The organism is Pseudomonas sp. LRP2-20 (assembly GCF_024349685.1).
Taxonomy (GTDB): domain Bacteria; phylum Pseudomonadota; class Gammaproteobacteria; order Pseudomonadales; family Pseudomonadaceae; genus Aquipseudomonas.
The window spans coordinates 1,345,704-1,371,455 of sequence record NZ_AP025944.1 but is presented as its reverse complement, the minus strand read 5'-3'; the positions used below and the strand labels follow the sequence as shown (position 1 = coordinate 1,371,455).

Below are 25,752 nucleotides of genomic sequence, written 5' to 3'. Positions count from 1 at the left end.
GCGCTTACAGACGCAAGCGCCCACCACGCCGCCGCGCCGTGGCCAGGCCGTGCGGCACCAGGCTGGAACGGGTATGAGCATGGCACAGGGCGATGGCCAGGGCGTCGGAGGCGTCGATCTGCGGCTTCTGGGTCAACTTGAGCAGGTGCATGACCATCAGCATCACCTGCTCCTTGTTTGCCCCGCCGCTGCCGGCGACTGCCTGCTTGACCTGGCTGGCGCTGTATTCAGCGATTTCCAGGCCAGCTTCGGCGGCAGCGACGATGGCTGCGCCGCGAGCCTGGCCGAGCTTGAGCGCGGAGTCGGCATTGCGCGCCATGAACACCCGCTCGATGCCCATGGTCACCGGGCCGTGCTGGGCGATGATCTCGCTGACACCGCGAAAAACGATCTGCAACCGCTCGGGCAACTCGCCACTGCCGGTGCGGATGCAGCCCGACGCCACGTACTCGCAACCACGAGCGGTCTGGCGGACCACACCGTAGCCGGTGATGCGCGAGCCGGGGTCGATACCAAGAATCAGAGTCATAGCGCCTGCGTGTTAAGAATGTACCGGCCTATTCGCGGGCAAGCCCGCTCCCACAGGGACCGCACCACATTTGAAACCGGCGCAATACCTGTGGGAGCGGGCTTGCCCGCGAATAGGCCCTGTAAGCCAAGCGCAAAATCTTAGCCGAGTTTTTCCATGATCTCGTCGGAGATCTGTGCATTGGAGTAGACGTTCTGCACATCATCCAGGTCTTCGAGCATGTCGATCAGCTTGAGCACCTTCTCGGCGCCCTCCTGATCCAGTTCGGCGCTGGTGGTCGGCTGCATGACGATTTCCGCGTCAGCGGCCTTGAAGCCAGCTTCTTCCAGTGCGTTACGCACGGCATAGAAGCTGTTGAACGAGGTGAAAACGTCGAACGAACCATCGTCGTTGGCCACCACGTCGTCGGCATCGGCCTCCATCGCGGCTTCCATCAGGGCGTCTTCCTCGATGCCCGGGGCGAAGCTGATCTGCCCCTTGCGCTCGAACAGGTAGGCTACCGAGCCGTCAGTGCCGAGGTTACCGCCACACTTGGTGAAGGCATGGCGCACGGCGGCAGCGGTCCGGTTGCGGTTGTCGGTCATGGCCTCGACCATGATCGCCACGCCACCCGGACCATAGCCTTCGTAGCTGAGCTCTTCGACGTTGTCGCTTTCGTTGGTGCCAGCACCACGGGCCACGGCGCGATCGATGATGTCGCGGCTCATGTTGGCGCCCAGGGCCTTGTCCAACGCGAGGCGCAGGCGCGGGTTGGAGCCTGGGTCGGCGCCCCCTTGCTTGGCTGCGACGGTCAGCTCACGGATCCACTTGGTGAAGATCTTGCCTCTCTTGGCATCCTGGCGCTCTTTGCGGTGCTTGATGTTCGCCCACTTGGAATGACCAGCCATAACGACTCCGAATCCTTGAAACAGAAACAGGTTCCGCCCCGAAGGGCGGAACGTGGGAAGACTGCGCCGAAGCGCCGGGGCGCACCCGCCGGGATGCGCCCGGGGTCGATTACTCGACCTTGGTCTGCTCGCGCAGACGAATGTGCAGCTCGCGCAGGGCCTTGGCGTCGACCATGCCAGGAGCCTGGGTCATCACGCACGCGGCGCTCTGGGTTTTCGGGAAGGCGATCACTTCACGGATCGACTGGGCGCCGGTCATCAGCATGACCAGACGGTCCAGGCCGAAGGCCAGGCCACCGTGAGGCGGTGCACCGAACTTCAGGGCGTCGAGCAGGAAGCCGAACTTCTCTTCCTGTTCCGCCGCTTCGATGCCCAGCAGGCGGAATACCGCTTGCTGCATCTCCTTGCGATGGATACGGATCGAACCGCCACCCAGCTCGGTACCGTTCAGGACCATGTCGTAAGCACGGGACAGGGCGGTGGCCGGGTTGGCCTCAAGCTCTTGCGGAGTGCACTTCGGCGCCGTGAACGGGTGGTGCAGCGCGGTGAAGCTGCCGTCTTCGTTTTCTTCGAACATCGGGAAGTCGACGACCCACATCGGCGCCCACTCGCAGGTCAGCAGCTCGAAGTCGTGGCCCAGGCGGATACGCAGCGCGCCCAGGGCTTCGCTGACGACCTTGAACTTGTCGGCACCGAAGAACACGATGTCACCGTCGACAGCGCCTACGCGGTCGAGGATGGTGTTGAGGTTGGCCTCAGGGATGTTCTTGACGATCGGCGACTGCAGGCCTTCGACGCCCTTGGCGCGCTCGTTGACCTTGATGTAGGCCAGGCCCTTGGCACCGTAGATGCCGACGAACTTGGTGTACTCGTCGATCTTGCTGCGCGGCATGCTGGCGCCGCCTGGCAGGCGCAGGGCGGTGACGCGGCACTTAGGATCGTTGGCCGGGCCGGCGAAGACCTTGAAGTCGACATCTTTGAGCTGGTCGGCAACGTCGACCAGTTCCAGCGGGATACGCAGGTCAGGCTTGTCGGAACCGTAGCGGCGCATGGCCTCTTCGAAGGTCATGTGCGGGAATTCGCCGAATTCCAGATCCAGCACTTCCTTGAACAGCTTGCGGATCATGCTCTCGGTGAGGCCCATGATCTCGGCTTCGTCGAGGAAGCTGGTCTCGATGTCGATCTGGGTGAATTCCGGCTGGCGGTCTGCACGCAGGTCTTCGTCGCGGAAGCACTTGGCGATCTGGTAGTAGCGGTCGAAACCGGCAACCATCAGCAGCTGCTTGAACAGCTGAGGCGACTGCGGCAAGGCGAAGAAGCTGCCTGCGTGGGTACGGCTCGGCACCAGATAGTCACGTGCGCCTTCCGGCGTAGCACGGGTAAGGATCGGGGTTTCGACGTCGAGGAAGCCGTTTTCATCGAGGAAGCGACGGATGCTGCTGGTGATGCGCGAACGCAGGCGCAGCTTGTCGGCCATTTCCGGACGACGCAGGTCGATGAAGCGGTAGCGCAGGCGGGTTTCCTCGCCGACGTCGGAGTATTCGTTCAGCGGGAACGGCGGGGTTTCCGCTTCGTTGAGCACGTTCAGCTGGTAGCCGAGGATCTCGATGGCGCCGGACGCCATGTTGGCGTTCACCGCGCCTTCCGGGCGCTTGCGCACCTTGCCGGTGATCTGCACGACGTACTCGCTGCGCACGCGGTCGGCGGCGGCGAAGGTTTCGGCGCGATCCGGGTCGAACACGACCTGGGCCATGCCTTCGCGGTCACGGATGTCGAGGAAGATCACCCCGCCGTGGTCGCGGCGACGATGGACCCAGCCGCAAAGGGTGACTTCCTGGCCGTCCAGGCTCTCGTTCAGTTGGCCGCAATAATGGCTGCGCATCATGATGGTGGTTTCGCTTCTCGTGATTCGTGTATTCGTTGGAGGCCTTGGCCGCCCAGAGGGCTAATACTGCAAGACCCGGCTACTGCAATTCAACTCAGTCGGCCTTGTCGCCGCCGGCCAGGTTCTTTTTCGCCCCGGTCTTGAAGTCGGTTTCGTACCAGCCGTTGCCACTCAGGCGGAAACCGGGGACCGACAGCAGTTTCTTCAATGCCGGCGCCTGACAGGCCGGGCAGTCGGTCAGCGGCGCGGCGCTGATCTTCTGCAGCACCTCCATCCGGTGATCGCAGGAAGCACATTGATAGTCATAAAGGGGCATGAACGTCTCTCGTCAACCACAACGCTGGCTGCCGGGGCAGCAAAAAGCGGGATTATATATGGTTAACCGACACTGCGCAGCCCGCCGGGCGATCAGCGTGCACTCGGCGGATCGCGCAACCAGGCGACACAGATCACCCGGATCAGCCCGCTGAAGTTGCGCACCCCGCCCTGACGCAGGTGCACCTCGCGATCGACATAAGACAGCACGGCACTGACCGAGCACTGGTTCGCTGCGGCAATCTGCTCGAGGATACCCCAATACACGGCCTCCAGGCGCAGGCAAGTGGAAAAACCATTCAACCGCACCGAGCGCGATACAGGCTCAGTCTGCAGCATGTCGAAATCGGCCTTGAACGGGTCGATGCACCGCTTGCCGGGCCAGTGCCCCACCCTCACCGCACGCTTGATTGCTTGCATCGCGCCACTTCCTCAGTTCAATCAACTGGGGCTCAATGAAGCGCTGAGCAAGGCGCCCAAAGCAGCGGCAAAACCTTCCTGCACAGACGAAAGGGCCCGGCTGGAATGGATTCAGCCAGGCCCTTCAGACAAGCCTTACCGGATTAGCAGATCAATTACCGTCGAGCAGTACTCGCAGCATCCAGGCTGTCTTTTCATGCACCTGCATGCGCTGGGTCAGCAGATCAGCGGTCGGTTCATCGCTGACCTTTTCCACCACTGGGAAGATGCTGCGGGCTGTGCGCACCACGGCTTCCTGCCCCTGCACCAACTGGCGGATCATCTCGTCTGCGTGTGGAACCCCCTCTTCCTCCTTGATCGAGGAATGTCGCGCATAGAAGGCATACGAGCCCGGTGCCGGAAAGCCCAGCGCGCGTATCCGCTCGGCGATCGAATCCACCGCCAGGGCCAGTTCGTTGTACTGCTCCTCGAACATCAGGTGCAGGGTACGGAACGACGGACCGGTGACGTTCCAGTGGAAGTTATGGGTTTTCAGATACAGCACGTAGGTATCCGACAACAGGCGGGAAAGCCCTTCGACGATGGACTTGCGATCTTCTTCATTGATACCGATATCGATTGCCATGAAGTTCCCCTTTTCCATATGGCTTGATGATCAAGCGGGCCCGACACACTGTATCAGTACATGGCGCAACGCGCCCCTGACACAGGGCAAGCCATCGACGCGTGCCGCCTGCGGTTTGAGAAGCCCCCGCCTTTGCTGTTAAATAGGCACGGTGCCACCCGTGCGGACTGTCATTGCCGGGTGCATAGGCTGGCCTCCACGTGTTCGCGCTTTACACCTCATGCGCACCGTGCCGCCAGCTCTTCCTGTGATCGGCCTTATCAACTGTGAGCCAACCCATGTTCAAGATCGTCCATCTGGTGACGGGCGTTGCGGCTTTGCTGCTATCGCTCCTGCCCAGCCTCAAACCCGATGCTATACCCTTCCTGCAGCAACCCGACGCGGTCTATCTGGCCCTGCTCGGCCTGCTCAACCTGCTGCTGGCCCCAGTCGTGCCACTGTATTACCGCGGCACGCGGCAACAGCTGCAATACCTGGCCTGCGCCCTGCTGGTGGTGGCGGCGGTCCTGCAGACCCTGACCCTGCTGGCACGCCCTGAAATGGGCAACCTGGCGGCACTGGTCTGCGCCGCGCTGGCCGTCGCCCTGCACCTGGTGGCCGGCTTCGCCCGCAGCGGCAAGAAAGCGCGCGCCAGCCAAGGTGCGCCACTGGAAGCCGGCAAGCGTGATACCGGCACCGTGAAGTGGTTCAACACCTCCAAGGGCTTCGGTTTCATTTCCCGCGATTCGGGCGACGACATCTTCGTCCACTTCCGCGCTATCCGCGGCGAGGGCCACCGCATCCTGGTCGAAGGCCAGCGCGTGGAGTTCTCGGTGATGCACCGCGACAAAGGCCTGCAGGCCGAAGACGTGGTCGCGGTGAACCGCCGTTGACCCTGCGCCGCCCTGGGGCAACCCCAGGGCGGCCACTTGTCAGTAATGAGGTGGCGGCGCCTCTTCCCCTTCACTGCCGTACTGCCCGACCATTTCTTCATAACGCTTGATCAGCTCGGCCATCTGCAGCTGCAGGCGCTCGATGACCCGCCCCTGCTCGACCACCACATCATTCAGCGACTGGATCGTATCGTCCTGGAACGCCTGACGGGTTTCCAGCTCGATGATGCGCGACTCCGGCGACATGTCAGGCCTCCTGGTAATCTTGAGTCAGCAGTGTACGCAGACGCTGACGAATGGCATCCACCTGCCCCGCTGCGTAGCCGACAGCCGGCACCTTGCCCCAGACGGGCGCTGGCCAGGCCGGATCATCCTGGTGGCGAACGATCACATGCATGTGCATCTGACTGACCACGTTACCCAGCGTGGCAACGTTCATCTTGTCAGCCGCGAACTCGCGCTTGAGCGCTTCGGCCAGATAGGTGGTTTCTTTCCACAGCTGCGCCTGGTCTTCCTGGCTCAGGTCGAACAACTCGCTAACGCCTGCGCGCTTGGGCACCAGGATGAACCACGGGTAATTGGCGTCCTTGCTGAGCAGCAGACGGCACAGCGGAAAGTCACCCAGCACCAGGGAATCCTGTTGCAAACGCGAATCCATATCAAACACGATCAATCTCCAACAATAACCATATGCACCAAGGATACTCTGCTTCGCCCGCGCGAGCATGCGCCAGCCATGCGACTGCACGCTTTAAGCTCATGATTCCCTTTGACTTGCACAACGGCGGTAACACAGCGCTACTTTTCGCACCAAAATGAGGCCACAAAAGTAAGCAGCACTACGCTTCTACCCACATCAACGACTCAGGATCAACAGTTGTCGGTAACACATTGACTTTTATGGCAGCTTTTTCTTTTAAGCTGCGCATTGAAGCTGGCACACCATCAGACAAGTCCCGCCCCGTATTTTCGGCACTTTCCGACCCCTGGCAGCAGGCTTTGTGAAAATTTCATAAACCGTTGTTAATTTTGAGCACGCTTGTTGCATTCCCTTCACGCCAAGTCGGCACGACACCTGCATTGACCGGGTGACGCGACAAATAACAACAGCGACATTGGATACACCAGGGAGTTTCCGCAGGCGGAATCTGTAGTTACAGAACCGTTACGGCAATGGAACAGCGCTGGTGTTGTACGAACCGGTTAACCGGAACGTGATTTGCGACATGGAAATACCTGAAAGCGACATGGCAATAAAGTTCCCGTAAGGATGATTTTTGCCATATCGCCAAGAACAGTCAGCGTGCTATACATTTCCGCCGACATAACAAGAAAGAGCTGCCCCATATAACTAAAAGACTTGGGCGCAGCGGTACTCTTCCTAAAAACCAAAGGAGCAAATCACGATGCGCGTGATGAAGTGGAGCATGATCGCCCTGGCCGTTGCGGCAGGGACCTCGCAGATGGCAGTGGCCTCGTCCCAGGACGAAGCCAAGGGTTTCCTCGAAGACAGCAAGCTGAACGTCAAGACTCGCATGCTGTACTTCAGCCGCGACTTCCGTAACAACGAGCCAGGCACCCAGAGCCGCGTTGAAGAAACCGGCCTCGGCTTCCTCGGCACTTACGAGTCGGGCTTCACCCAAGGCGTGATCGGCGTGGGCGTCGATGCCATCGGCATGCTCGGCGTGAAACTGGACAGCGGCAAAGGCCGCCACAGCACCGGCCAGTTCCCGACTGACGCCGACGGCCGTGCACAGGACGAGTTCTCCGAAGGCGGCGGCGCAGTCAAACTGCGCATCTCCGACACCGTGCTGAAAGTCGGTGACCAATTCACTGCCCTGCCAGTGCTTGCGACCGATGACAGCCGCCTGCTGCCAGAAGTAGCTCAAGGCGCGCTGATCACCAGCAACGAAATCAAGGGTCTGACCCTCAACGCCGGTCACTTCACCGCGCTGAATGCCCAGTCCCAGACCTTCCATGACAGCCTGCACCTGAAGCAGGCCGACGTCATCGGCGGCACCTACGCCTTCACCAACAACCTGTCCACCAGCCTGTACTACTCCAAAGTCGAAGACTACTGGCGCAAGTACTACGCCAACCTGAACTGGGCGCTGCCGCTCTCGGACAAACAAGGTCTGGTGTTCGACTTCAACATCTATGATACCAAGAGCGATGGCCAAGGCCTGCAGCGCGCCGAGAAAGATGGCGTGACCAAGCTCGACAACCAGGCCTACAGCCTGTCGGGCGCCTACAACATCGGCGCACACACCTTCACCCTGGCCTACCAGAAAGTCCACGGTGACGGCGACTACGGCTATGGCGTGGACGGTGGCGGTACCATCTTCCTGGCCAACTCCGTGGCCCGCTCCGACTTCAACGCCGAAGACGAGAAATCCTGGCAGGCTCGCTACGACCTGAACTTCGCCGAGTTCGGTGTACCTGGCCTGACCTTCATGACCCGTTACGTGCGTGGTAGCGATGCCAACACCGCTTCCACCAGCAATGGCAAGGAATGGGAACGCGACGTGGACATCAAGTACGTGCTGCAGCAAGGCCCGGCCAAGGACCTGAGCTTCCGCGTTCGCCAGGCTACCTACCGCTCCAGCGATGGCGTCTACTACGGTTCGAGCTCGATCGACGAACTGCGCCTGATCGTCGAGTACCCGCTGAGCATCCTGTAAGCCTGGCTTATAGTGCCCCGCACCTGAAAAAGCCCGGCACACTTGCCGGGCTTTTTCTTGGCTGACAACGGCCACGCCCTGGGGCATTCTGTACGCCTTCGTTTCGCCCCCGTACAATGCGGGGCTATTTCAACGTCTTAGGCAATCGACACGGCTAACCATGCGCACCAGTCAATATTTGCTCGCCACCCAGAAAGAAACCCCTGCCGACGCAGTGGTCATCAGCCATCAGCTCATGCTGCGTGCCGGCATGATCCGCAAACTGGCTTCCGGCCTGTACACCTGGCTGCCGATGGGCCTGCGGGTGATGCGCAAGGTCGAGAACGTTGTGCGCGAGGAAATGAACGCCGCCGGCGCCCTGGAAGTGCTGATGCCAAGCATCCAGCCTGCCGAGCTGTGGCAGGAGTCCGGCCGCTGGGAACAGTACGGTCCTGAGCTGCTGCGCCTGAAAGACCGCCACCAGCGTGACTTCTGCGTCGGCCCGACCCACGAAGAAGTCATCACCGACCTGGCCCGCAACGAGCTGTCCAGCTATAAACAGCTGCCGCTCAACATGTACCAGATCCAGACCAAATTCCGTGACGAGATTCGCCCACGCTTCGGCCTGATGCGCGGCCGCGAATTCATCATGAAGGACGCCTACTCCTTCCATGCCGACCAGGCTTCCCTGCAGGAAACCTACGACCGCATGCACCAGGCGTACACCAACATTTTCACTCGCCTGGGCCTGGACTTCCGCCCAGTGCAGGCTGATACCGGTTCCATCGGTGGCAGCTACTCCCACGAATTCCACGTCCTGGCCGAGTCGGGCGAGGACGACGTTATCTTCAGCGACAGCTCCGACTACGCCGCCAACATCGAGAAGGCCGAAGCCATCCCGCGTGAAACGGTACGCCCTGCGCCTACCGAGCAACTGCGCCTGGTCGACACGCCGGATGCCAAGACCATCGCCCAACTGGTGGAAAACCACGGCCTGGCGATCGAGAAGACCGTCAAGACCCTGATCGTGCGCGGCGCCGAAGAGGGCAAGCTGGTCGCCCTGATCGTCCGTGGCGACCACGAACTCAACGAAATCAAGGCCGCCAAGCTGGAACAGGTCGCCGATCCGCTGGTCATGGCCACCGACGCCGAGCTGCGCGAAGCCATTGGTGCCGGTGCCGGTTCGCTCGGCCCGCTGAACCTGCCACTGGAAATCGTGATCGATCGCTCGGTTGCCCTGATGAGCGACTTCGGCATCGGTGCCAACATCGACGACAAGCACTACTTCGGCGTGAACTGGGAGCGTGACCTGCCGGTTCCACAGGTTGCCGACCTGCGCAATGTCGTCGAAGGCGACCCAAGCCCGGACGGCCAGGGCACCCTGGTGATCAAGCGTGGCATCGAAGTCGGCCATATCTTCCAGCTCGGCACCAAGTACAGCGAGGCACTCAAGTGCCAGGTCCTGGGTGAGAACGGCAAGCCGGTCACCCTGTCCATGGGCTGCTACGGCATTGGTGTGTCCCGCGTGGTCGCCGCCGCCATCGAGCAGAGCTACGACGACAAAGGCATCATCTGGAACGACGCCCTGGCACCGTTCCAGATTGCCCTGGTACCACTGCGTTACGAAACCGACGTGGTGCGCGAGGCAACAGACAAGCTGTACGCCGAGCTGACCGCTGCCGGCTACGAGGTCCTGCTGGACGACCGCGACAAGAAGACCAGCCCCGGCATCAAGTTCGCCGACATGGAGCTGATCGGCATTCCACACCGCATCGTCGTCAGCGACCGCGGCCTGGCCGACGGCAATCTGGAGTACAAGCACCGCACCGAGCAGGAGGCCCAACAGCTGCCGCTCAATGAAGTGCTGTCCTTCCTGCAGGCCCGCGTTCGCCGCTGATAATCAATGCACGAGTAATCATGTCCAAGCGAAGTACCTTTACCCTGGGGGGCGCCGCACTGTGCGGCGCCCTGCTCGCCAGCGGTTGCGCCAACCAGATGTCCCAGCGCAGCGATCATGAGGAGCGCGTCGAGCGCAAGCTGCTCGAACACACCCTGCAGATCGATGTCGGCGAGCCGAAGGTGATGGAGCTTCCGCAACGGCGTGTGCGCATCCATGAGCAGAAGCGTTTCGAGGTCACCGAATACGAGGTCACCCGCCGCTATGACCGCTACACCCCTTACCAGCCGTGGCGGGAGATCTACGAGATCCCGCTGGGCGCGGTAGCCGTGGTGGCCGGGATTGGCGCCAACGTGGTCAACGTGTTCGCCCTCGGCAACCTGCCGCAGAGCATGACCCACGACTGGCTCAGCTATGGCGTGGATGGCCTCAACCCATTCATGAACACGCCGTCCAATGGCCGCGCCCAGCAGAACCTGGCGGGCATCAGCGAAGTGCAGAAGGACAAGCGCGAAGAGTTCACCAGCGTGCCCTGGAGCGAGCGACTGGTCGAAGTCAAGGCTGGCAAGATGACCCACGAGCTGACCACCGACAGGAACGGCGTGCTGCGCCTGAACCTGCTGGACAGCCCGTTCTCGGAACAGCACCTGAACCACGTCGGTACCCTGCACATGCAGGTTGTCGACGAGGACAACGGCGTGCGTGGCGATGCCAGCCTGCTGGTCAGCGCCACCTTGCGCAACAAGCTGCGTGAGGCCCATGAGCTGATCTTCGATGACCTCGAAGATGACGACGTCGGCCAGTGGGTGCACCGGGTCAAGCGCCTGTCCGAGCTGGGCCTCGAAGAGGAAGCCAGCGAGATGGAGCAGAGCCTGATCGAGCTGACCCGCAACGATCCGGAGCTGCAACAGGAATTCCTGTCGGCACTGACCAAGGCCACTGGCCGGTTGGTCGCTGACCCTGGCGTGCAGTAGCTATAAGGAAGGGGCCGTCATGCGGCCCCTTTTCAATTGCCGGGAAACAGCTCCAACTGCTCGTGCGCCCCGCGCAGATCCCGCAGCCTCACCCCCACCCCCAGCAAGCGCACCGGCTTGCCACCCCGGGCAAACGCCTGGCGCAGCAACTGACGGTAGCTTTCCAGGTCCCTGCCCGCCCCCGCCTGTTCCATGGTCGTCTGGCTGAAGTCATGGAACTTGACCTTGACGAATGGTTTGTCCGGGCGGTAACTGCTGTCCATCCGGGCAATTCGCTCATTGAGGCTTTCGAGCAGTTCAGGCAAACGTTCGAGGCAACTGGCCAGGTCTGGCAGGTCGTTGTCATAGGTGTTTTCGACGCTCACCGACTGCCTGCGGCTATCGTTGTGAACCGCACGCTCATCAATCCCCCGTGCCAAGCCCCAGAGCCGCTCGCCAAAACTGCCAAACTCCCGTGCCAACGCCAACCGCGACCACTCCCGCAAGTCGAGACAGGTATCGATACCCAGGCGGTTCAACTTGTCCGCAGTCACCTTGCCCACACCATGCAGCTTGGCCACCGGCAAGGCAGCAACGAAGGCCTCGACTTGCTCCGGGGTAATCACGAATATGCCATTGGGCTTACGCCAGTCACTGGCGATCTTGGCCAGAAACTTGTTCGGCGCGACCCCCGCAGAAACCGTGATATGCAGCGTGCGGGCGACCCGCCGGCGAATGTCCTCGGCGATGCGTGTAGCGCTACCGGCATACCACTGGCTTTCACTGACATCCAGATACGCTTCATCCAGTGACAACGGTTCGATCAACTCGGTGTAGTCGCGAAAAATCGCATGAATTTCCCGTGATGCTTCCCGATAGGCTTCGAAGCGAGGTTTGACGATCTCAAGGTCAGGGCAAAGCTTGAGGGCATGCCGGGACGACATGGCTGAACGCACGCCATAGGCTCGCGCCTCATAATTGCAGGTGGCAATCACCCCGCGACGATCCGGGGAACCGCCCACCGCCATGGGGCGACCGGCCAGGCGCGGGTCGTCACGCATCTCGATTGCGGCGTAAAAGCAATCGCAGTCGATATGGATGATCTTGCGCACGGACATTGATGACGGCCACCACTGTAAATTCATACAGATAGTAGCGCATGCTGCTGCCGCTGAGACAGCCTGCTTCGATAATCGGCCTGTAAGCCCCGTCGCGCCTGAGCCGCAGCCAGGCATAGACGCTAAGGGATTGAACGAAAAAGGGTTTTTCACGATATAGCTTGACATGGGTAGGAAAACCCGTAGAATTCGATCTCACAGGCGCGGGATGGAGCAGCCTGGTAGCTCGTCGGGCTCATAACCCGAAGGTCGTCGGTTCAAATCCGGCTCCCGCAACCAGATTCGAGAAAAGGCCACTGTTAACGCAGTGGCCTTTTTCTTTTGTCTCGATTTTAACCGGCAAAAGAAAAATCAAGAAAAATCAACAAGTAGCGCTTGACACTCACAGCTTACGCTGTAGAATTCGATCCCACAGGCGCGGGATGGAGCAGCCTGGTAGCTCGTCGGGCTCATAACCCGAAGGTCGTCGGTTCAAATCCGGCTCCCGCAACCAGATTCGAGAAAAGGCCACTGTTAACGCAGTGGCCTTTTTCTTTGCCCGGAAATTAAGGCCTGAAGCAATTGCGCGTTGTTTTGCAGTTAACGCTTGACTTGAACACTCAAGTCTATAGAATGCGCCCCTCTGACGCGGGATGGAGCAGCCTGGTAGCTCGTCGGGCTCATAACCCGAAGGTCGTCGGTTCAAATCCGGCTCCCGCAACCATATTCGTCAGAACAAACCCCGCCTGTGTAACAGCAGCGCGGGGTTTGTTGCATTTCGTCGCATGAAAAATCCTTCAGCCTCAGCCAAACCCGCCCATTTGAGGTGCTACCTTGAGGATGAACTATCTTTAACGCTGCCGGACGACTGAAAGTAACGTTGCCCGGAGTAATATCTGGATACGTTTACCAAAGGGACTTTCACTTGGCCGCAGCTCTTTCCCTCCTCGCGCAACAAGCACGAGGCATCTCATGACATCTCACACCCCTGAACCCCAGGTGCCACTAGCCTCGGCGCTGCCGACTGCTGCCCAGCGCCTGCCTTGGCTGGAGCGGTTGAGCCGTTACCGTCAGCCGATTGGCCTGGCCGTGACCTTGCTGCTGTTTGCCATGGCGCTGATTGCCTGCCGGCATCTGTTGAGCGAACTGGACATCTACGCCCTGCACGATGCCATGCTCGACGTGCCGGCACAGGCACTGATCGGCGCCCTGCTGGCGACCGTGGCAGGGTTCGTGATCCTGCTGGGCTACGAGTGGTCGGCCAGCCGTTACGCTGCCGTCAAGCTGCCGCCACGAACCTTGGTGATGGGCGGCTTCAGCGCCTTCGCCATTGGCAACGCGATCGGCCTGTCGATGCTCTCGGGGGGCTCGGTGCGCTACCGCCTGTATGCGCGCCAGGGCCTGGGCGCCGCCGAAGTCGCGCGCATGACCGTGTTTGCCAGCCTGTCGTTGGGGTGTGCGCTGCCACCGCTGGCAGCATTGGCCACCTTGAGCAACCTGCCGGCAGCGGCAGCAGCCTTGCGCTTGCCTGCGACAGTGCTGGCCGGTATCGCCGTCGCCGTGCTGGTTATCACTGCCGCACTGGTGATCGGGCTGTATCGCCGCCGCCTGCCGGAGCAACCACTGGCCGACAACCTGCTGGTGCAGCTGGGCCGCCGCACCCTGCGCCTGCCCGGAGGCCGCCTGGCGGCCCTGCAATTGCTGATCACCGCACTGGACGTGGCCGCAGCCGCCACCGTGCTCTACCTGCTACTGCCAGAGGCACCACCTTTCGGCGCCTTCGTGCTGGTCTACCTGCTGGCCCTGGCCGCAGGTGTGCTCAGCCATGTACCGGGTGGCGTCGGGGTGTTCGAAGCGATCCTGCTGGCTGCCTTCGCCGACAAGCTGGGCGCTGCGCCACTGGCCGCCGCTCTGTTGCTGTACCGGCTGATCTATGTGGTGCTGCCACTGCTGCTGGCCTGCGTGCTGCTGCTGGCCAACGAAGCACGCCGCCTGCTGTTCGCCCAGCAAGCCATCAAGGCGGCCTCGGGCCTGGGCGCGCCGATCCTGGCGATTCTGGTGTTCCTGTCGGGCGTGGTGCTGCTGTTCTCAGGCGTCACCCCGGAAATCGACACGCGCCTGGAGCACATGGGCTTTCTCGTGCCACACCGGCTGATAGATGCCTCGCACTTCGGCGCCAGCCTGATTGGCGTGCTCTGCCTGCTGCTGGCCCAGGGCCTGCGCCGACGCCTTTCGGCGGCCTGGCTGCTGACCACCGTGTTGCTGCTGGTCGGCGCGCTGCTGTCGATTCTCAAAGGGTTCGACTGGGAAGAAGCCAGCCTGCTGACCCTGACCGCAGCCCTGCTGGCCATCTTCCGCCGCTCGTTCTATCGGCCGAGCCGACTGCTCGAACTGCCGTTTTCGCCGGTATACCTGGTGGCCAGTGCCTGCGTGGTCGGCGCTTCGGTGTGGCTGCTGCTGTTCGCCTACCAGGACGTACCCTATACCCACAAGCTGTGGTGGCAGTTCACCCTGGACGCCGACGCCCCGCGCGGCCTGCGCGCCGCCCTGGGCAGCGCGGTGCTGCTGGTGATCGTCGCCCTGACCTGGCTGCTGCGCACCGCCCGCCCGGTCATTCACCTGCCTGACGACACCGAGCTGCAGCGCGCCAACCACATCCTGCTGGCCTCCGACCAGCCCGACGGTGGCCTGGCATTGACCGGCGACAAGGCCTTGCTGTTCCACCCCAGCGACAATGCCTTTCTCATGTATGCCCGCCGTGGCCGCAGCCTGGTGGCCCTGTACGACCCGATCGGCCCGGCCCAGGAACGCGCCGAGATGATCTGGCAGTTCCGCGACCTGTGCGACCTGCACCACGCCCGTCCGGTGTTCTACCAGGTACGCGCGGAGAACCTGCCGTTCTACATGGATATTGGCCTGACTGCCCTGAAGCTGGGCGAGGAAGCGCGGGTCGACCTGCGCCGCTTCGACCTCGAAGCCAAAGGCAAGGAAATGAAGGACCTGCGCTACACCTGGAACCGCGGCGGCCGGGATGGCCTGAGCCTGGAGATCCACGAACCCGGCCAGGCTCCGCTGGCCGAGCTCAAGGAGATCTCCGACGCCTGGCTCGGCGGCAAGAACGTGCGCGAGAAAGGCTTCTCGCTGGGGCGCTTCAGCCCCGAGTACCTGCAGCACTTCCGTATCGCCCTGATTCGTTTCCAGGGTCGGCCGGTGGCCTTCGCCAACCTGCTGGAAACCCACAGCAACGAACTGGCCAGCCTCGACCTGATGCGCGCTCACCCCGAGGCGCCGAAGCTGACCATGGAATTCATGATGATCGGCTTGATATTGCATTACAAAAGCCATGACTACGGCCGCTTCAGCCTGGGCATGGTCCCGCTTTCCGGCCTGCAGCCACGGCGCGGCGCCCCCTTGACCCAGCGCCTGGGTTCGATGGTGTTCCGCCGTGGCGAGCAGCTCTACAACTTCCAGGGCCTGCGGCGCTTCAAGGACAAGTTCCAGCCGGACTGGGAACCTCGTTACATGGCCGTACCGGCCGGGCTCGACCCGCTGGTAGCACTGGCCGATACTGCCGCCCTGATTGCTGGCGGCCTGACTGGATTGGTGAAACGCTGATGATCCGACGCTATTGGCTGTACGTACTGATTCCCCTGTTGCTGGCCGCTCTGGCCGGCGCCGCGGGCTTTTGGCTGTGGACCCGCCCTGCCCCCGAGGCCCGGCTGGAACAACTGACCCTCAATGACACCAGCATCATCCGCGTCACCCCGGGCGTACACGCCAAGGCCCGGGTCGCCATCGGCGTGCCCCAGGACCAGGCCCTGACCGACAAGCAGCTGCTGGACCTCAGCCAAGCCGCCGAGGCACAACTGGTCCAGGTGATCCTGCCGCCGAACGACTGTACCAAGCAGCAACAAGCCATGGATCAGGCCCTGACCCAGCTGTCCGACAAACCAACCTTGGTCGCCGGCATCGGCCCAGGTGCAGCCCAGGCATGGCGCTGGCTGGCCACCCAGACTGACGACAAGGCACGGGCCATCTCGGTCGACTTCACCCTGGAGCAGCCAGGCTGCAAGGTCGAGCTGCCAAAGTCGGCCGCCCACGGCCACTGGAACGTCGCCTGGAACGACAACCCGGACGATGCCAGTGCCGCCTTCGTGCGCGACCAGGCCAACGCCGAGACCAGCATCAGCGACTATGACATCCACCTGCCACAGGTGCTCAAGGCCCAGCTGACCCAGGCTCTGGTCGGTCGCGATGGCAACGCCCTGGCCATCCCGGTGGTGGAAGTGCCGGCTGGCCAGACCACCGACACTGTCACCCTGTTCCTGTCCGGTGACGGCGGCTGGCGCGACCTGGACCGTGACGTCGCCGGTGAAATGGCCAAGCTCGGTTACCCGGTGGTCGGTATCGACACCCTGCGCTACTACTGGCAGCACAAGACCCCGGAGCAAAGTGCCGCCGACCTGTCGGAGCTGATGCAGCACTACCGTCAGAAGTGGGGCACCAAGCGCTTCGTGCTGACCGGTTACTCGTTCGGCGCCGACGTGCTGCCGGCCATCTACAACCGCCTGCCGGCCGAAGACCAGCAGCGTATCGACGCGGTCGTGCTGCTGGCGTTCGCCCGCAGCGGCAGCTTCGAGATCGAGGTCGAGGGCTGGTTGGGCAAGGAAGGCCAGGAGGCACCTACCGGGCCGGAAATGGCCAGGCTGCCGGCGTCCAAGGTGGTCTGCGTGTACGGTGTGGAAGAGACCGACGAGAGCGGCTGCACCGACAAGACTGCGGTGGGTGAGCGCATGAAGCTGCCAGGTGGCCACCACTTCGACGAGAACTACCCGGCGCTGGCCAAGCGCCTGATCGACGAGATCGAGACCCGCCAGGGCAAATCCAGCGTCGCAGCACAGAACTGAACATGACGGGGGCCGCTTTGCGGCCCCCGTCAACTCAAATTTCGACCTGGGTCCCCAGCTCGATCACCCGGTTCAACGGCAGGTTGAAGAAGCGCAGGTTGCCGTTGGCATTCTTCAGCAGGAAGGCGAACAGGTTACCCCGCCAACGCGACATCCCCTCCAGACGCGACGCGATCACCGTTTCCCGGCTAAGGAAGTAGGTGGTACGCATCGGGCTGAAATCCAACTCATCCAGGTGGCACAGCTTCAATGCCGCCGGCACGTCCGGCTCGTCCATGAAGCCAAAGTGCAACAGCACCCGGAAGAAGCCATCACCATAGGCTTCGACCTCGAAACGCTCTTGTTCCGGCACCCGTGGGCGGTCTTCACTGACCACTGTCAGCAGCACCACCTGGCTGTGCAGCACCTGGTTATGCAGCATGTTGTGCAACAACGCATGGGGCACCGCATCTGCCCGCGCGGTCAGGAACACCGCCGTGCCTTCGACCCGATGCGGCGGTTGCACGCGGATGCTGCTGATGAACACCGGCAGCGGCAGCCCGCCTTCATCGATGCGCTCCACCAGGATCTGCTTGCCGCGCTTCCAGGTACTCATCAGCAGGTACAGCACGCCGCCTGCCAGCACCGGGAAGGCTCCGCCCTGGACGATCTTCGGCACGTTGGCGGCGAAGAACAACCCATCGACAAAGAGGAAGCCGACCAGAATCGGTACCGTCAATACCGGTGGCCATTTCCACAGCAGCAGCATCACCGCCGACACCAGGATGGTGGTCATCAGCATGGTCCCGGTCACGGCCACACCGTAAGCCGCCGCCAGGGCGCCAGAGGATTCGAAGCCGATCACCAGCAACACCACGCCAACCATCAATGTCCAGTTCACTGCACCGATGTAAATCTGCCCCTGCTCGTCGCTGGAGGTGTGCTGGATCTGCATGCGCGGGATATAACCCAGCTGGATGGCCTGGCGGGTCAAGGAGAAAGCGCCGGAAATCACCGCCTGCGAGGCGATCACCGTGGCCATGGTCGCCAGCCCGACCATTGGCAGCAGCGCCCAACCTGGCGCCAGCAGGTAGAAGGGGTTGCGGGCAGCTTCGGGGTCTTGCAGCAATATCGCCCCCTGGCCGAAGTAATTGAGCACCAGTGCCGGCAGCACCAGGGCGAACCATGCGCGGGCGATCGGTTTGCGCCCGAAGTGGCCCATGTCGGCATACAGCGCCTCGGCACCGGTCAGCGCCAGCACCACGGCGCCGAGAATGGCCACGCCCATGCCCGGGTGGACGATGAAGAAGTTAACCGCCCAGCCAGGGTTGACCGCCTTGAGCACTTCCGGGCTCTGGGAAATGCCATGCGCGCCCAACGCGGCAAGCGCGAGGAACCAGACCACCATGATCGGGCCGAACAGCTTGCCGATCTTGTCGGTACCGTGCTTCTGCACCAGGAACAAGGCCACCAGCACCACCAGCGAAATGGGCACTACCCAGTGATCGATACCTTCGAAGGCCAGGCCCATGCCCTCCACGGCGGACAACACCGACACCGCCGGGGTGATCATGCTGTCACCGTAGAACAGCGAGGCGCCGATCAGGCCACAGACCACCATCAGCGTGCGCAGGCGCGGATAGGCCGCCGTGGCCCGTCGCGCCAGCGCAGTCAACGCCATGGTACCGCCCTCGCCCTGGTTGTCGGCGCGCAGGATGAACATCACATACTTGAACGACACCACCCACAGCAGTGACCAGAGGATCAGCGAGAGGATCCCCAGCACGCCATCATGGTTGACCGGCACCCCGTAACCGCCGGTAAAGACTTCTTTCAGGGTATACAAGGGGCTGGTACCGATATCGCCATAGACCACCCCGACCGCTGCCACGAGCAGGCCCAGCGACCGTGTCGCGCCCTGCTTCCCCGCGTGCCCGCCTTCGGCGTGACTGCTTGCCTGAACCATCGAACACTCCCGCAGATGGCCTTGAAGGCCGGTAGAATTCACTCCTGCGTCAGAGGCATGCAATGCCCCCGGCGCAATGGCGCGAAGCATAGCGCAGCGTTCGTCGCTTTTCTGCTGGTCAAGCGACCTTGCGCTCGCTAGAATTGCGCACTTTTTGATCAGAGGCGCCAAAAGCGCCCGTCAAGATCGCCCCGGCTGCGGCAGGGCGAACTGCATTCAATACCGAGGTTAGTCATGTCCACCACTCCCGCCACCCCCAAGGTTGGTTTCGTCAGCCTGGGCTGCCCCAAGGCCCTGGTCGATTCCGAGCGCATCCTGACCCAGCTGCGCATGGAAGGCTATGAAGTCGTGCCCACCTACGAGGATGCCGATGTGGTGGTGGTCAACACCTGCGGCTTCATCGACAGTGCCAAGGCCGAGTCGCTGGAAGTGATCGGTGAAGCGATCAAGGAAAACGGCAAGGTCATCGTCACCGGCTGCATGGGTGTCGAAGAAGGCACTATCCGTGACGTGCACCCAAGCGTGCTGTCGGTGACCGGCCCGCAGCAGTACGAGCAGGTGGTCAACGCCGTGCACGAAGTGGTGCCGCCACGCCAGGACCACAACCCGCTGATCGACCTGGTGCCGCCGCAGGGTGTCAAGCTGACCCCGCGCCACTACGCCTACCTGAAGATTTCCGAAGGCTGCAACCACAGCTGCAGCTTCTGCATCATCCCGTCGATGCGCGGCAAGCTGGTCAGCCGCCCGGTCGGTGAAGTGCTGAGCGAAGCCGAGCGCCTGGTCAAGGCCGGCGTCAAGGAAATCCTGGTGATCTCCCAGGACACCAGCGCCTACGGTGTCGACGTCAAGTACAAGACCGACTTCTGGAACGGCCGCCCGGTCAAGACCCGCATGCTCGAACTGTGCGAAGCGCTGAGCAGCCTGGGTGCCTGGGTACGCCTGCACTACGTCTACCCGTACCCGAATGTCGACGACGTGATCCCGCTGATGGCCGCCGGCAAGATCCTGCCGTACCTGGACATCCCGTTCCAGCACGCCAGCCCCAAGGTGCTCAAGTCGATGAAGCGCCCGGCCTTCGAAGACCGTACCCTGGCACGCATCAAGAACTGGCGCGAGCAATGCCCTGAACTGGTGATCCGCTCGACCTTCATCGTCGGTTTCCCTGGCGAGACCGAGGAAGACTTCCAGTACCTGCTGGACTGGCTCACCGAAGCCCAGCTCGACCGCGTCGGCTGCTTCCAGTACTCGCCGGTCGAAGGCGCCCCGGCCAATGACCTGGGCCTGGAAGAAGTGCCGGACGACGTCAAGCAGGACCGCTGGGACCGCTTCATGGCGCACCAGCAGGCCATCAGCGCCGCCCGCCTGCAACTGCGCATCGGCAAGGAAATCGAGGTGCTGATCGACGAAGTCGAGGAACAGGGTTCGGTTGGCCGCAGCTTCTTCGATGCGCCGGAAATCGACGGCAGCGTGTTCATCGACGGTGACCATGGCTTCAAGCCGGGCGACAAAGTGCGTTGCCGGGTGGTGGATGCCGACGAATACGACATGTGGGCCGAGCCGGTTTAAAGCCGCCAGCACATGAAAAAGCCCCTGCCGGGTATTCCCCCTGTGGAGATACCCGGCAGGGGCTTTTTTGTCAGAAGGTGTGAAAAACCATCAATCCAGCTTCCCCATCGGGACTGGCATCGGAAAAGCCCTTCACCGCATACAGTTGAACTTTCCATTCCCGGTTGAGCTTGTGGGTCAGGAACAGCGTCAGTTCCTGGATCTGCGACCCCGTCGAGACGACTTTTTGCCGCCAGTCGTACGAGGCGCCCGCCGAGGTACCTTGCGCCACAGGTATGGCAAAACCCAGGCTGGTAAAGATCGGATCTCTGAAATTGCTGCCGGGTGGGTCGCCGAACTTCTTCCAGCCCAGGGTTGCGAAGCCGGTCAGCGGGCCGAACGCCTGGGCGATATCAACCTGGCCGGTATAATCGTACTCACCCGTACCCAGGCACTGCTTTTCATCAGCAGTGGGAAATTTGACCTTGCCGATGAGGTCCAGCATCAGGCCACCGTCACTGCCATCGAGCAGCGCATAGGCGGCGCTGGCTACCGTGTCGCCCAGCCCGCTCTCCACCGCATGGCAGCCACCGGGCAAGGGGTCACCATTCGGGCCGACTTCAGGGTTGGTGATGCGTAGCCAGGGCACGGTGACTTTGTAAGTCATGGGGCCTGTTTCATACTTGCCGACCACGGGGACGTACCAGATCTCCGAAGTGGTTCCCGTGCCGTAGTCGCCACTCGAATAGTCCAAGCCAATCGAGGCGCTGAAGGTATCGGCCAGAGCCGATGCACTGGCACAGGACAACAAACAAGCGAAAAGAGGGAGCGTGGGTCGCATCTGCACCTCAGTATTGCGTCGGGAAGTGTGATCGGACTTACCCAGCCTAGTTGCCTAATGCCCGGAACGCTCTGGATGCTCGACTTTTTCGACTTTTTCGACCTTCTCTACCGTTTCAGGCCTTTCGACTTTTTCTACCGTTTCAGGTTTTTCAACCCTTTCGACTTTTTCCACTTTCTCGACTTTTTCAGGCTTTTCGACCTTCTCGACTTTTTCAACCTTCTCGACCTTCTCAGGCCTTTCGACTTTCTCCACCTTCTCGACCTTCTCAGGCCTTTCGACTTTCTCTACCTTTTCGACCTTCTCAGGTTTTTCGACTTTCTCTACCTTTTCAACCTTCTCGACTTTTTCGAGCTCTACTTTTTCAACCTCTTCGAGCTTCTCCACCCGATCGGAGCTGCCACTGTTGCTGGTCTCGCGCTGCTCCACGCTGTCGACATGCCCCGACCTTCCAGACCTGTCCTCAGTTTCAACGCTGTCATGGTCAGCGGAACCACTACCCGAGCTGCGTCCACTGTGATCATCACTGACTTCGCTACGGGTGCTGGACGCACCACGCTCGCCCTGGCCACTGTTATTCGAGGTTCCCGAACCGCCTGGACCGTGCTCGCCATTGCGCCCTGAATGCCCTCTGTCCGAATTGTCGACGCGGTCGTCGTGGAACTCGACGCGGGATGCGCGTAATCCGTGGGTAGCACTGAATACCCCGCTTACCCGCACCCGTTGGTCAAGCGCAATCGCCGTAGGCTGCCTGCCGACGACCACGGTATCCTGCCCCAGCGTCACATTGATGCCAGCCACCACCAGCTGATGCGCCTGGGTGCGCTGTACCAGCCCCTCGATCACCGCAGTCTGCACGCGGCCAGCAAAAGGCAGGCTCGGGTCTGGGCGGGTCTGCGCCACTTCCAGCTGGCGCCCGGTCCATTGACCACGCACCAGCACTTCCCGCGCCGGTGCCACGCGAGTCCCCAGCTGCAGACCCTGGAGGCTGCCGGGACGGTCAACCGTACCGATGGCACTGGCCTCTCTGAGCCCAGGCGCCCGCTCGATTCGGCTAGCCACCACTTCTCCTGCCGCATCGCGCAGGCCGCTGACCCTGACCGGCTCGCCCGGCCGCAGCCCTTCAGCCACGCGCGCCCCGGCGGCAAGGCGCACGGGTTGCCCCATGACCCGCAGTGGCCCCGAAGCAGTGGGCAGCGCCGTCAACGGCCCTTCGTAAACGTTGAGGATCGCAATACGGCCGGCTTGCAAGCCGCGCTGCGTGCCATAGGCCTCCACCGCGACAACCTGGCCAATCGCCAGATGAGCGCTGCTGGCAGGGGCACCGTTCTCACTCACAGGCACATCCTTGCCGTAGTGCACCTCCTGGCCATTGACGCAGATCGAAGCGAACCCGGTGATGGTGCCGACGATCCCCGTGCCACCGGTACCACCTGGACGCTGGATCGGGGCGCCGCTACCGCCCACGCCACCGTGACCGCGATCGATGAAGGTGCCGTCGACTCCCTCCGCCACCGCGCCGGTACCGCCAGTACCGCCAGGCCGCTGCTGGATCGGCGCCCCCGTGCCGCCCACGCCGCCGTTCTCGCTGCGCACGCCAGTGCCGCCAACACCGCCGGTTCTGGCGCCGGTACCTCCGACACCTCCTGGGAACTGCATGCCCGCCGCGCCGGCCATACCCACTTCATCACGGCTGACACAAACCGGCGCCGCGGCCACCTCGACAGGCGCCACCAGATTCAGCCCGAAACCCAGGACGAGTGCGACGATACTGAGGCAGCGCGGGAGGATAGTCATGAGTCGGCTGTCTTCGACGAGTCGGGATCAGTGGCTTCAGTGTAGAAATAAAGCCCGACAGTGATCCGCTGGCGTTGCTCGTGGCCTGGCACGTCGGTGTTTTCCAGCTCAGCGGCCAGCCGGCTGAAAGCCAGCAGGGTTTGCATGCCATCCTTGGCGACCGCTTCGCGCAGCGTGTCGACGCTGGCCGAGGTCAGGGCATCGTAGTGCACGCTGCGTTCAAAGAACGGCAGGCCTTCACCGCTAAGGTTATGCACCGCTGCGCACGCGTGATCATGCAGGTTATGGCCAAAGTACGCGGCTTTCTCTTCGAAGCCCTTCTGCGGCACGAATGCCTGGGCCTCGAGGTGGACGCAATCCTGATCATCGAGGCGGACGATGCCCAGGCGCAGCCACTCATCCAGCACCACCCGCCCACGGATGTCCGTGCTGATCTTCGCCACCAAGGCATCGAACGAGCAGTCGCCGCCAACGCTGGCAAGCCGCGGCAAGGCCAATGCCTGCCCGGCCTCGGAGCAGAATGGCGGGCTACTGGTCCATACATTCACCAGTTGCGCACCTAGGGTGATGTTTTCCGGAAGCGCTGCGAGGGACGTGTCATTTTCACTTCGCAGCCGCCGCACATCCTTGCGATGCACGCCTGTAAGCAGGCTGATGCGGCTGTCGGTCGGTACCTTGCCGTCAAGGCCAAACTCGCGATGGGCCACATCGACGAACACGTCCTTGAGCACATCGGTGAACATCGTGTAGGTCACCCCTTTGCGCAACATCAGGCGCACCAGAGGGCGCATGACCCTGCGCAGTGCACTCAACATGGACGGGGGAATAGAGGGCGGTTGCATGGAGCGCATTCCTTGACAGTTGAACCCAGTATACGACGCGGGAAAACATCCCACACGAACTGTAACGACCTCCCACCGAGAATGAGAAAAAGCTGTCAGCGCTCACTGCAAACGCGTGATAGGGCTGCACTGCCCTGACCCGCTCATACAAAACCCGTCCGCTGGGTCTTGTATGGGCTGTTCACTGCCAATCAGCTCCTGCTGTTGTCATCCCCGACTTCGCCGGCGGCATGAGCACCGCGGTCATCACCCTGTTCGCGACCCACATGGTTGCCATGATCGTCACCAGGTTCACCACCAACGTGATTGCCATGATCGTCGCCAGGTTCACCGCCAACATGATTGCCATGATCGTCACCGGGCTCACCGCCAACATGATTGCCATGATCGTCACCGGGTTCACCGCCAACGTGATTGCCATGATCGTCACCGGGCTCACCGCCAACGTGATTGCCATGATCATCACCCGCTTCAGCATGATTGCTGCTGCGACCGGAGTTTGAATTGCCAGCGTGGCCCTGCCCTGCTTCACCATGGCCGCTACTGTCACCGGCATGACCGCCACTGCCACTACCACCGTGGCCGCCACCGCTGCCGCTACCACCACCGCTGCCGCCACCGTGACCACCGCCACCGCCACTTCCGCCGCCACCGTGACCACCACCGCCGCCACCACTTCCGCCGCCGCCGCCACCGTGACCACCACCGCCGCCGCCACTTCCGCCGCCACCGCCACCGTGACCACCGCCGCCGCCGCCACTTCCGCCGCCACCGCCACCGTGACCGCCGCCGCCGCCGCCACTTCCGCCGCCGCCGCCACCGTGACCACCGCCACCGCCACCGCCATCCTTGGCATAGGCGCTAGAGCCATGAGAAATCGAGTCAGGAACCAATACGATGGCCGTCGACAGCACGCCTGCAACAGCGACTGCCAGTAAAGCCCTCTTGAACAGCATGTGGATTTGCATTTTCCGTCTCCAGGTCTTCGCCACGAGAACGCCAAATCAAGCCGGGAATCTGTTGTCAGTTTTACTTTTTCTTTGCGTGGGAATTTTTCCCACGCCTAATTAATAGACCTCAGCGAGCCAGGCTTCAAGCGACACACGCAAAAGCCGACCAGTGGTTGGCCTGCTATGTTTTCTCTATCGTCCAGGAGGAACACCGGCATGCATTCGGCTCTGACGCTGCACACCCCGCGCTACAGCGACTACGGTGATCTGGTGCAGCTTTGGGAAGACTCGGTGCGTGCGACCCATGACTTCCTTCCCGATGCTTACATCCTGTTGTTGCGCGAGCAGGTATTGCGCCGCTACCTCGACGCGGTGATGCTGATCTGCTGCCGGGATCGCCAGCGCATCTGCGGCTTCGCCGGTGTCGCCAACGGCTACGTGCACATGCTGTTCGTCGCACCGGGCTACCGTGGCAAGGGGGTTGGCAAGCGCCTGCTGCGCTATGCGATCGACGAACTGAATGCCGAACGCCTGGACGTCAACGAGCAGAATCCGCAAGCCCTAGGCTTCTACTTGCATGAGGGCTTCGAAGTGATCGGCCGCTCGGAAACGGACGGCTTGGGGCAGCCCTATCCCCTGCTGCACATGAGGCTGATTCCTACAGCCTCTTAAGGCGACGTCTGAATATGCCGTGGTCTGCGTGCAAAATGGCGCATCTGACACAGATTCCCATCATCAACCGCGTACAGGCAGGTACAATGTAGGTCTTTTCCTGCCTTGCGAAT

The 25,752-nt window shown here is 62.0% G+C and carries 22 protein-coding genes and 3 tRNA genes; 11 read left to right on the top strand and 14 right to left on the bottom strand.

Features of this window, described 5'->3' with window-relative positions:
- Positions 1-4: 4 nt before the first annotated feature.
- From ruvC to OCX61_RS06000, 6 genes are all read right to left on the bottom strand, one after another.
- The gene (gene ruvC / locus OCX61_RS06025) at positions 5-529 is read right to left on the bottom strand and encodes a crossover junction endodeoxyribonuclease RuvC (protein ID WP_060510186.1); all 525 of its coding nucleotides are present in this window, start codon (positions 527-529) and stop codon (positions 5-7) included.
- A gap of 140 nt (positions 530-669) precedes the next feature.
- The gene (locus OCX61_RS06020; RefSeq protein WP_261943007.1) at positions 670-1,416 is read right to left on the bottom strand and encodes a YebC/PmpR family DNA-binding transcriptional regulator; all 747 of its coding nucleotides are present in this window, start codon (positions 1,414-1,416) and stop codon (positions 670-672) included.
- 109 nt (positions 1,417-1,525) lie between these two features.
- Positions 1,526-3,301, bottom strand: a complete 1,776-nt coding sequence (gene aspS, locus OCX61_RS06015; RefSeq protein ID WP_261943006.1) for an aspartate--tRNA ligase — start codon at positions 3,299-3,301, stop codon at positions 1,526-1,528.
- 94 nt (positions 3,302-3,395) lie between these two features.
- Positions 3,396-3,617 (bottom strand): FmdB family zinc ribbon protein, encoded by a 222-nt coding sequence (locus tag OCX61_RS06010; RefSeq protein WP_043209521.1) that lies wholly within the window; start codon positions 3,615-3,617, stop codon positions 3,396-3,398.
- 92 nt (positions 3,618-3,709) lie between these two features.
- Positions 3,710-4,036: a ribbon-helix-helix domain-containing protein gene (locus OCX61_RS06005; protein ID WP_261943005.1), complete on the bottom strand. Its 327-nt coding sequence runs from the start codon at positions 4,034-4,036 to the stop codon at positions 3,710-3,712.
- Positions 4,037-4,187: 151 nt separating this feature from the next.
- On the bottom strand, positions 4,188-4,661 hold the full coding sequence (locus OCX61_RS06000) for a Dps family protein (RefSeq protein WP_261943004.1): 474 nt from the start codon (positions 4,659-4,661) through the stop codon (positions 4,188-4,190).
- A gap of 278 nt (positions 4,662-4,939) precedes the next feature.
- Between OCX61_RS06000 and OCX61_RS27200 the strand changes: the two genes are divergently transcribed.
- Entirely contained in the window at positions 4,940-5,533 is a 594-nt protein-coding gene (locus OCX61_RS27200) for a cold-shock protein (protein WP_315973268.1), read from the top strand.
- A gap of 39 nt (positions 5,534-5,572) precedes the next feature.
- On the opposite strand, the gene OCX61_RS05990 is transcribed toward OCX61_RS27200, so the two are convergent.
- Together OCX61_RS05990 and OCX61_RS05985 are read right to left on the bottom strand one after the other, a co-directional pair.
- Positions 5,573-5,779, bottom strand: a complete 207-nt coding sequence (locus OCX61_RS05990; RefSeq protein WP_261943003.1) for a SlyX family protein — start codon at positions 5,777-5,779, stop codon at positions 5,573-5,575.
- A 1-nt stretch (position 5,780) separates the two neighbouring features.
- Positions 5,781-6,200 (bottom strand): HIT family protein, encoded by a 420-nt coding sequence (locus OCX61_RS05985; protein WP_261943002.1) that lies wholly within the window; start codon positions 6,198-6,200, stop codon positions 5,781-5,783.
- A 739-nt stretch (positions 6,201-6,939) separates the two neighbouring features.
- Between OCX61_RS05985 and OCX61_RS05980 the strand changes: the two genes are divergently transcribed.
- The 3 genes from OCX61_RS05980 to OCX61_RS05970 all read left to right on the top strand — a co-directional run bounded on the left by OCX61_RS05980 (position 6,940) and on the right by OCX61_RS05970 (position 11,064).
- Complete coding sequence (locus tag OCX61_RS05980) at positions 6,940-8,214, top strand: OprD family porin (protein ID WP_261943001.1); 1,275 nt, start codon at positions 6,940-6,942, stop codon at positions 8,212-8,214.
- 160 nt (positions 8,215-8,374) lie between these two features.
- Positions 8,375-10,090 carry a proline--tRNA ligase gene (locus OCX61_RS05975; RefSeq protein ID WP_261943000.1) on the top strand — a complete coding sequence of 572 codons (1,716 nt, stop codon included), beginning with the start codon at positions 8,375-8,377 and terminating at the stop codon, positions 10,088-10,090.
- A 20-nt stretch (positions 10,091-10,110) separates the two neighbouring features.
- Positions 10,111-11,064 (top strand): hypothetical protein, encoded by a 954-nt coding sequence (locus tag OCX61_RS05970; protein WP_261942999.1) that lies wholly within the window; start codon positions 10,111-10,113, stop codon positions 11,062-11,064.
- Positions 11,065-11,096: 32 nt separating this feature from the next.
- On the opposite strand, the gene dinB is transcribed toward OCX61_RS05970, so the two are convergent.
- Positions 11,097-12,155 (bottom strand): DNA polymerase IV, encoded by a 1,059-nt coding sequence (gene dinB / locus OCX61_RS05965; protein WP_165837361.1) that lies wholly within the window; start codon positions 12,153-12,155, stop codon positions 11,097-11,099.
- 208 nt (positions 12,156-12,363) lie between these two features.
- Between dinB and OCX61_RS05960 the strand changes: the two genes are divergently transcribed.
- The 5 genes from OCX61_RS05960 (at position 12,364) to OCX61_RS05940 (ending at position 17,047) form a co-directional block, all read left to right on the top strand.
- Positions 12,364-12,440: transfer RNA gene (locus tag OCX61_RS05960), tRNA-Met, on the top strand.
- A gap of 137 nt (positions 12,441-12,577) precedes the next feature.
- A tRNA-Met gene (locus OCX61_RS05955) sits at positions 12,578-12,654 on the top strand.
- Positions 12,655-12,787: 133 nt separating this feature from the next.
- Positions 12,788-12,864: transfer RNA gene (locus OCX61_RS05950), tRNA-Met, on the top strand.
- Between the two features lie 248 nt (positions 12,865-13,112).
- Positions 13,113-15,755 (top strand): bifunctional lysylphosphatidylglycerol flippase/synthetase MprF, encoded by a 2,643-nt coding sequence (mprF, locus tag OCX61_RS05945; protein WP_261942998.1) that lies wholly within the window; start codon positions 13,113-13,115, stop codon positions 15,753-15,755.
- Positions 15,755-17,047 (top strand): virulence factor family protein, encoded by a 1,293-nt coding sequence (locus OCX61_RS05940; RefSeq protein WP_261942997.1) that lies wholly within the window; start codon positions 15,755-15,757, stop codon positions 17,045-17,047. Before mprF ends, OCX61_RS05940 begins: the two co-directional genes overlap by 1 nt.
- A 34-nt stretch (positions 17,048-17,081) precedes the next feature.
- Here the strand turns inward: OCX61_RS05940 and OCX61_RS05935 are convergent, their stop codons facing one another.
- Positions 17,082-18,992, bottom strand: a complete 1,911-nt coding sequence (locus tag OCX61_RS05935; RefSeq protein WP_261942996.1) for a potassium transporter Kup — start codon at positions 18,990-18,992, stop codon at positions 17,082-17,084.
- Positions 18,993-19,226: 234 nt separating this feature from the next.
- Here OCX61_RS05935 and rimO point away from each other — a divergent pair, with 234 nt between their 5' ends.
- On the top strand, positions 19,227-20,558 hold the full coding sequence (rimO, locus tag OCX61_RS05930; protein ID WP_261942995.1) for a 30S ribosomal protein S12 methylthiotransferase RimO: 1,332 nt from the start codon (positions 19,227-19,229) through the stop codon (positions 20,556-20,558).
- 70 nt (positions 20,559-20,628) lie between these two features.
- Here the strand turns inward: rimO and OCX61_RS05925 are convergent, their stop codons facing one another.
- The 4 genes from OCX61_RS05925 to OCX61_RS05910 form a co-directional block, all read right to left on the bottom strand.
- Positions 20,629-21,378 carry a hypothetical protein gene (locus OCX61_RS05925; RefSeq protein WP_261942994.1) on the bottom strand — a complete coding sequence of 250 codons (750 nt, stop codon included), beginning with the start codon at positions 21,376-21,378 and terminating at the stop codon, positions 20,629-20,631.
- A gap of 54 nt (positions 21,379-21,432) precedes the next feature.
- Positions 21,433-23,175, bottom strand: a complete 1,743-nt coding sequence (locus OCX61_RS05920) for a DUF5666 domain-containing protein (protein WP_261942993.1) — start codon at positions 23,173-23,175, stop codon at positions 21,433-21,435.
- On the bottom strand, positions 23,172-24,017 hold the full coding sequence (locus OCX61_RS05915) for a DUF6502 family protein (protein ID WP_261942992.1): 846 nt from the start codon (positions 24,015-24,017) through the stop codon (positions 23,172-23,174). The genes OCX61_RS05920 and OCX61_RS05915 overlap by 4 nt, the downstream gene beginning before the upstream one ends.
- A 191-nt stretch (positions 24,018-24,208) precedes the next feature.
- On the bottom strand, positions 24,209-24,973 hold the full coding sequence (locus OCX61_RS05910; protein WP_315973280.1) for a hypothetical protein: 765 nt from the start codon (positions 24,971-24,973) through the stop codon (positions 24,209-24,211).
- A gap of 210 nt (positions 24,974-25,183) precedes the next feature.
- Here OCX61_RS05910 and OCX61_RS05900 point away from each other — a divergent pair, with 210 nt between their 5' ends.
- Positions 25,184-25,639 carry a GNAT family N-acetyltransferase gene (locus tag OCX61_RS05900; RefSeq protein ID WP_261942989.1) on the top strand — a complete coding sequence of 152 codons (456 nt, stop codon included), beginning with the start codon at positions 25,184-25,186 and terminating at the stop codon, positions 25,637-25,639.
- The last annotated feature ends 113 nt before the right edge of the window (positions 25,640-25,752 follow it).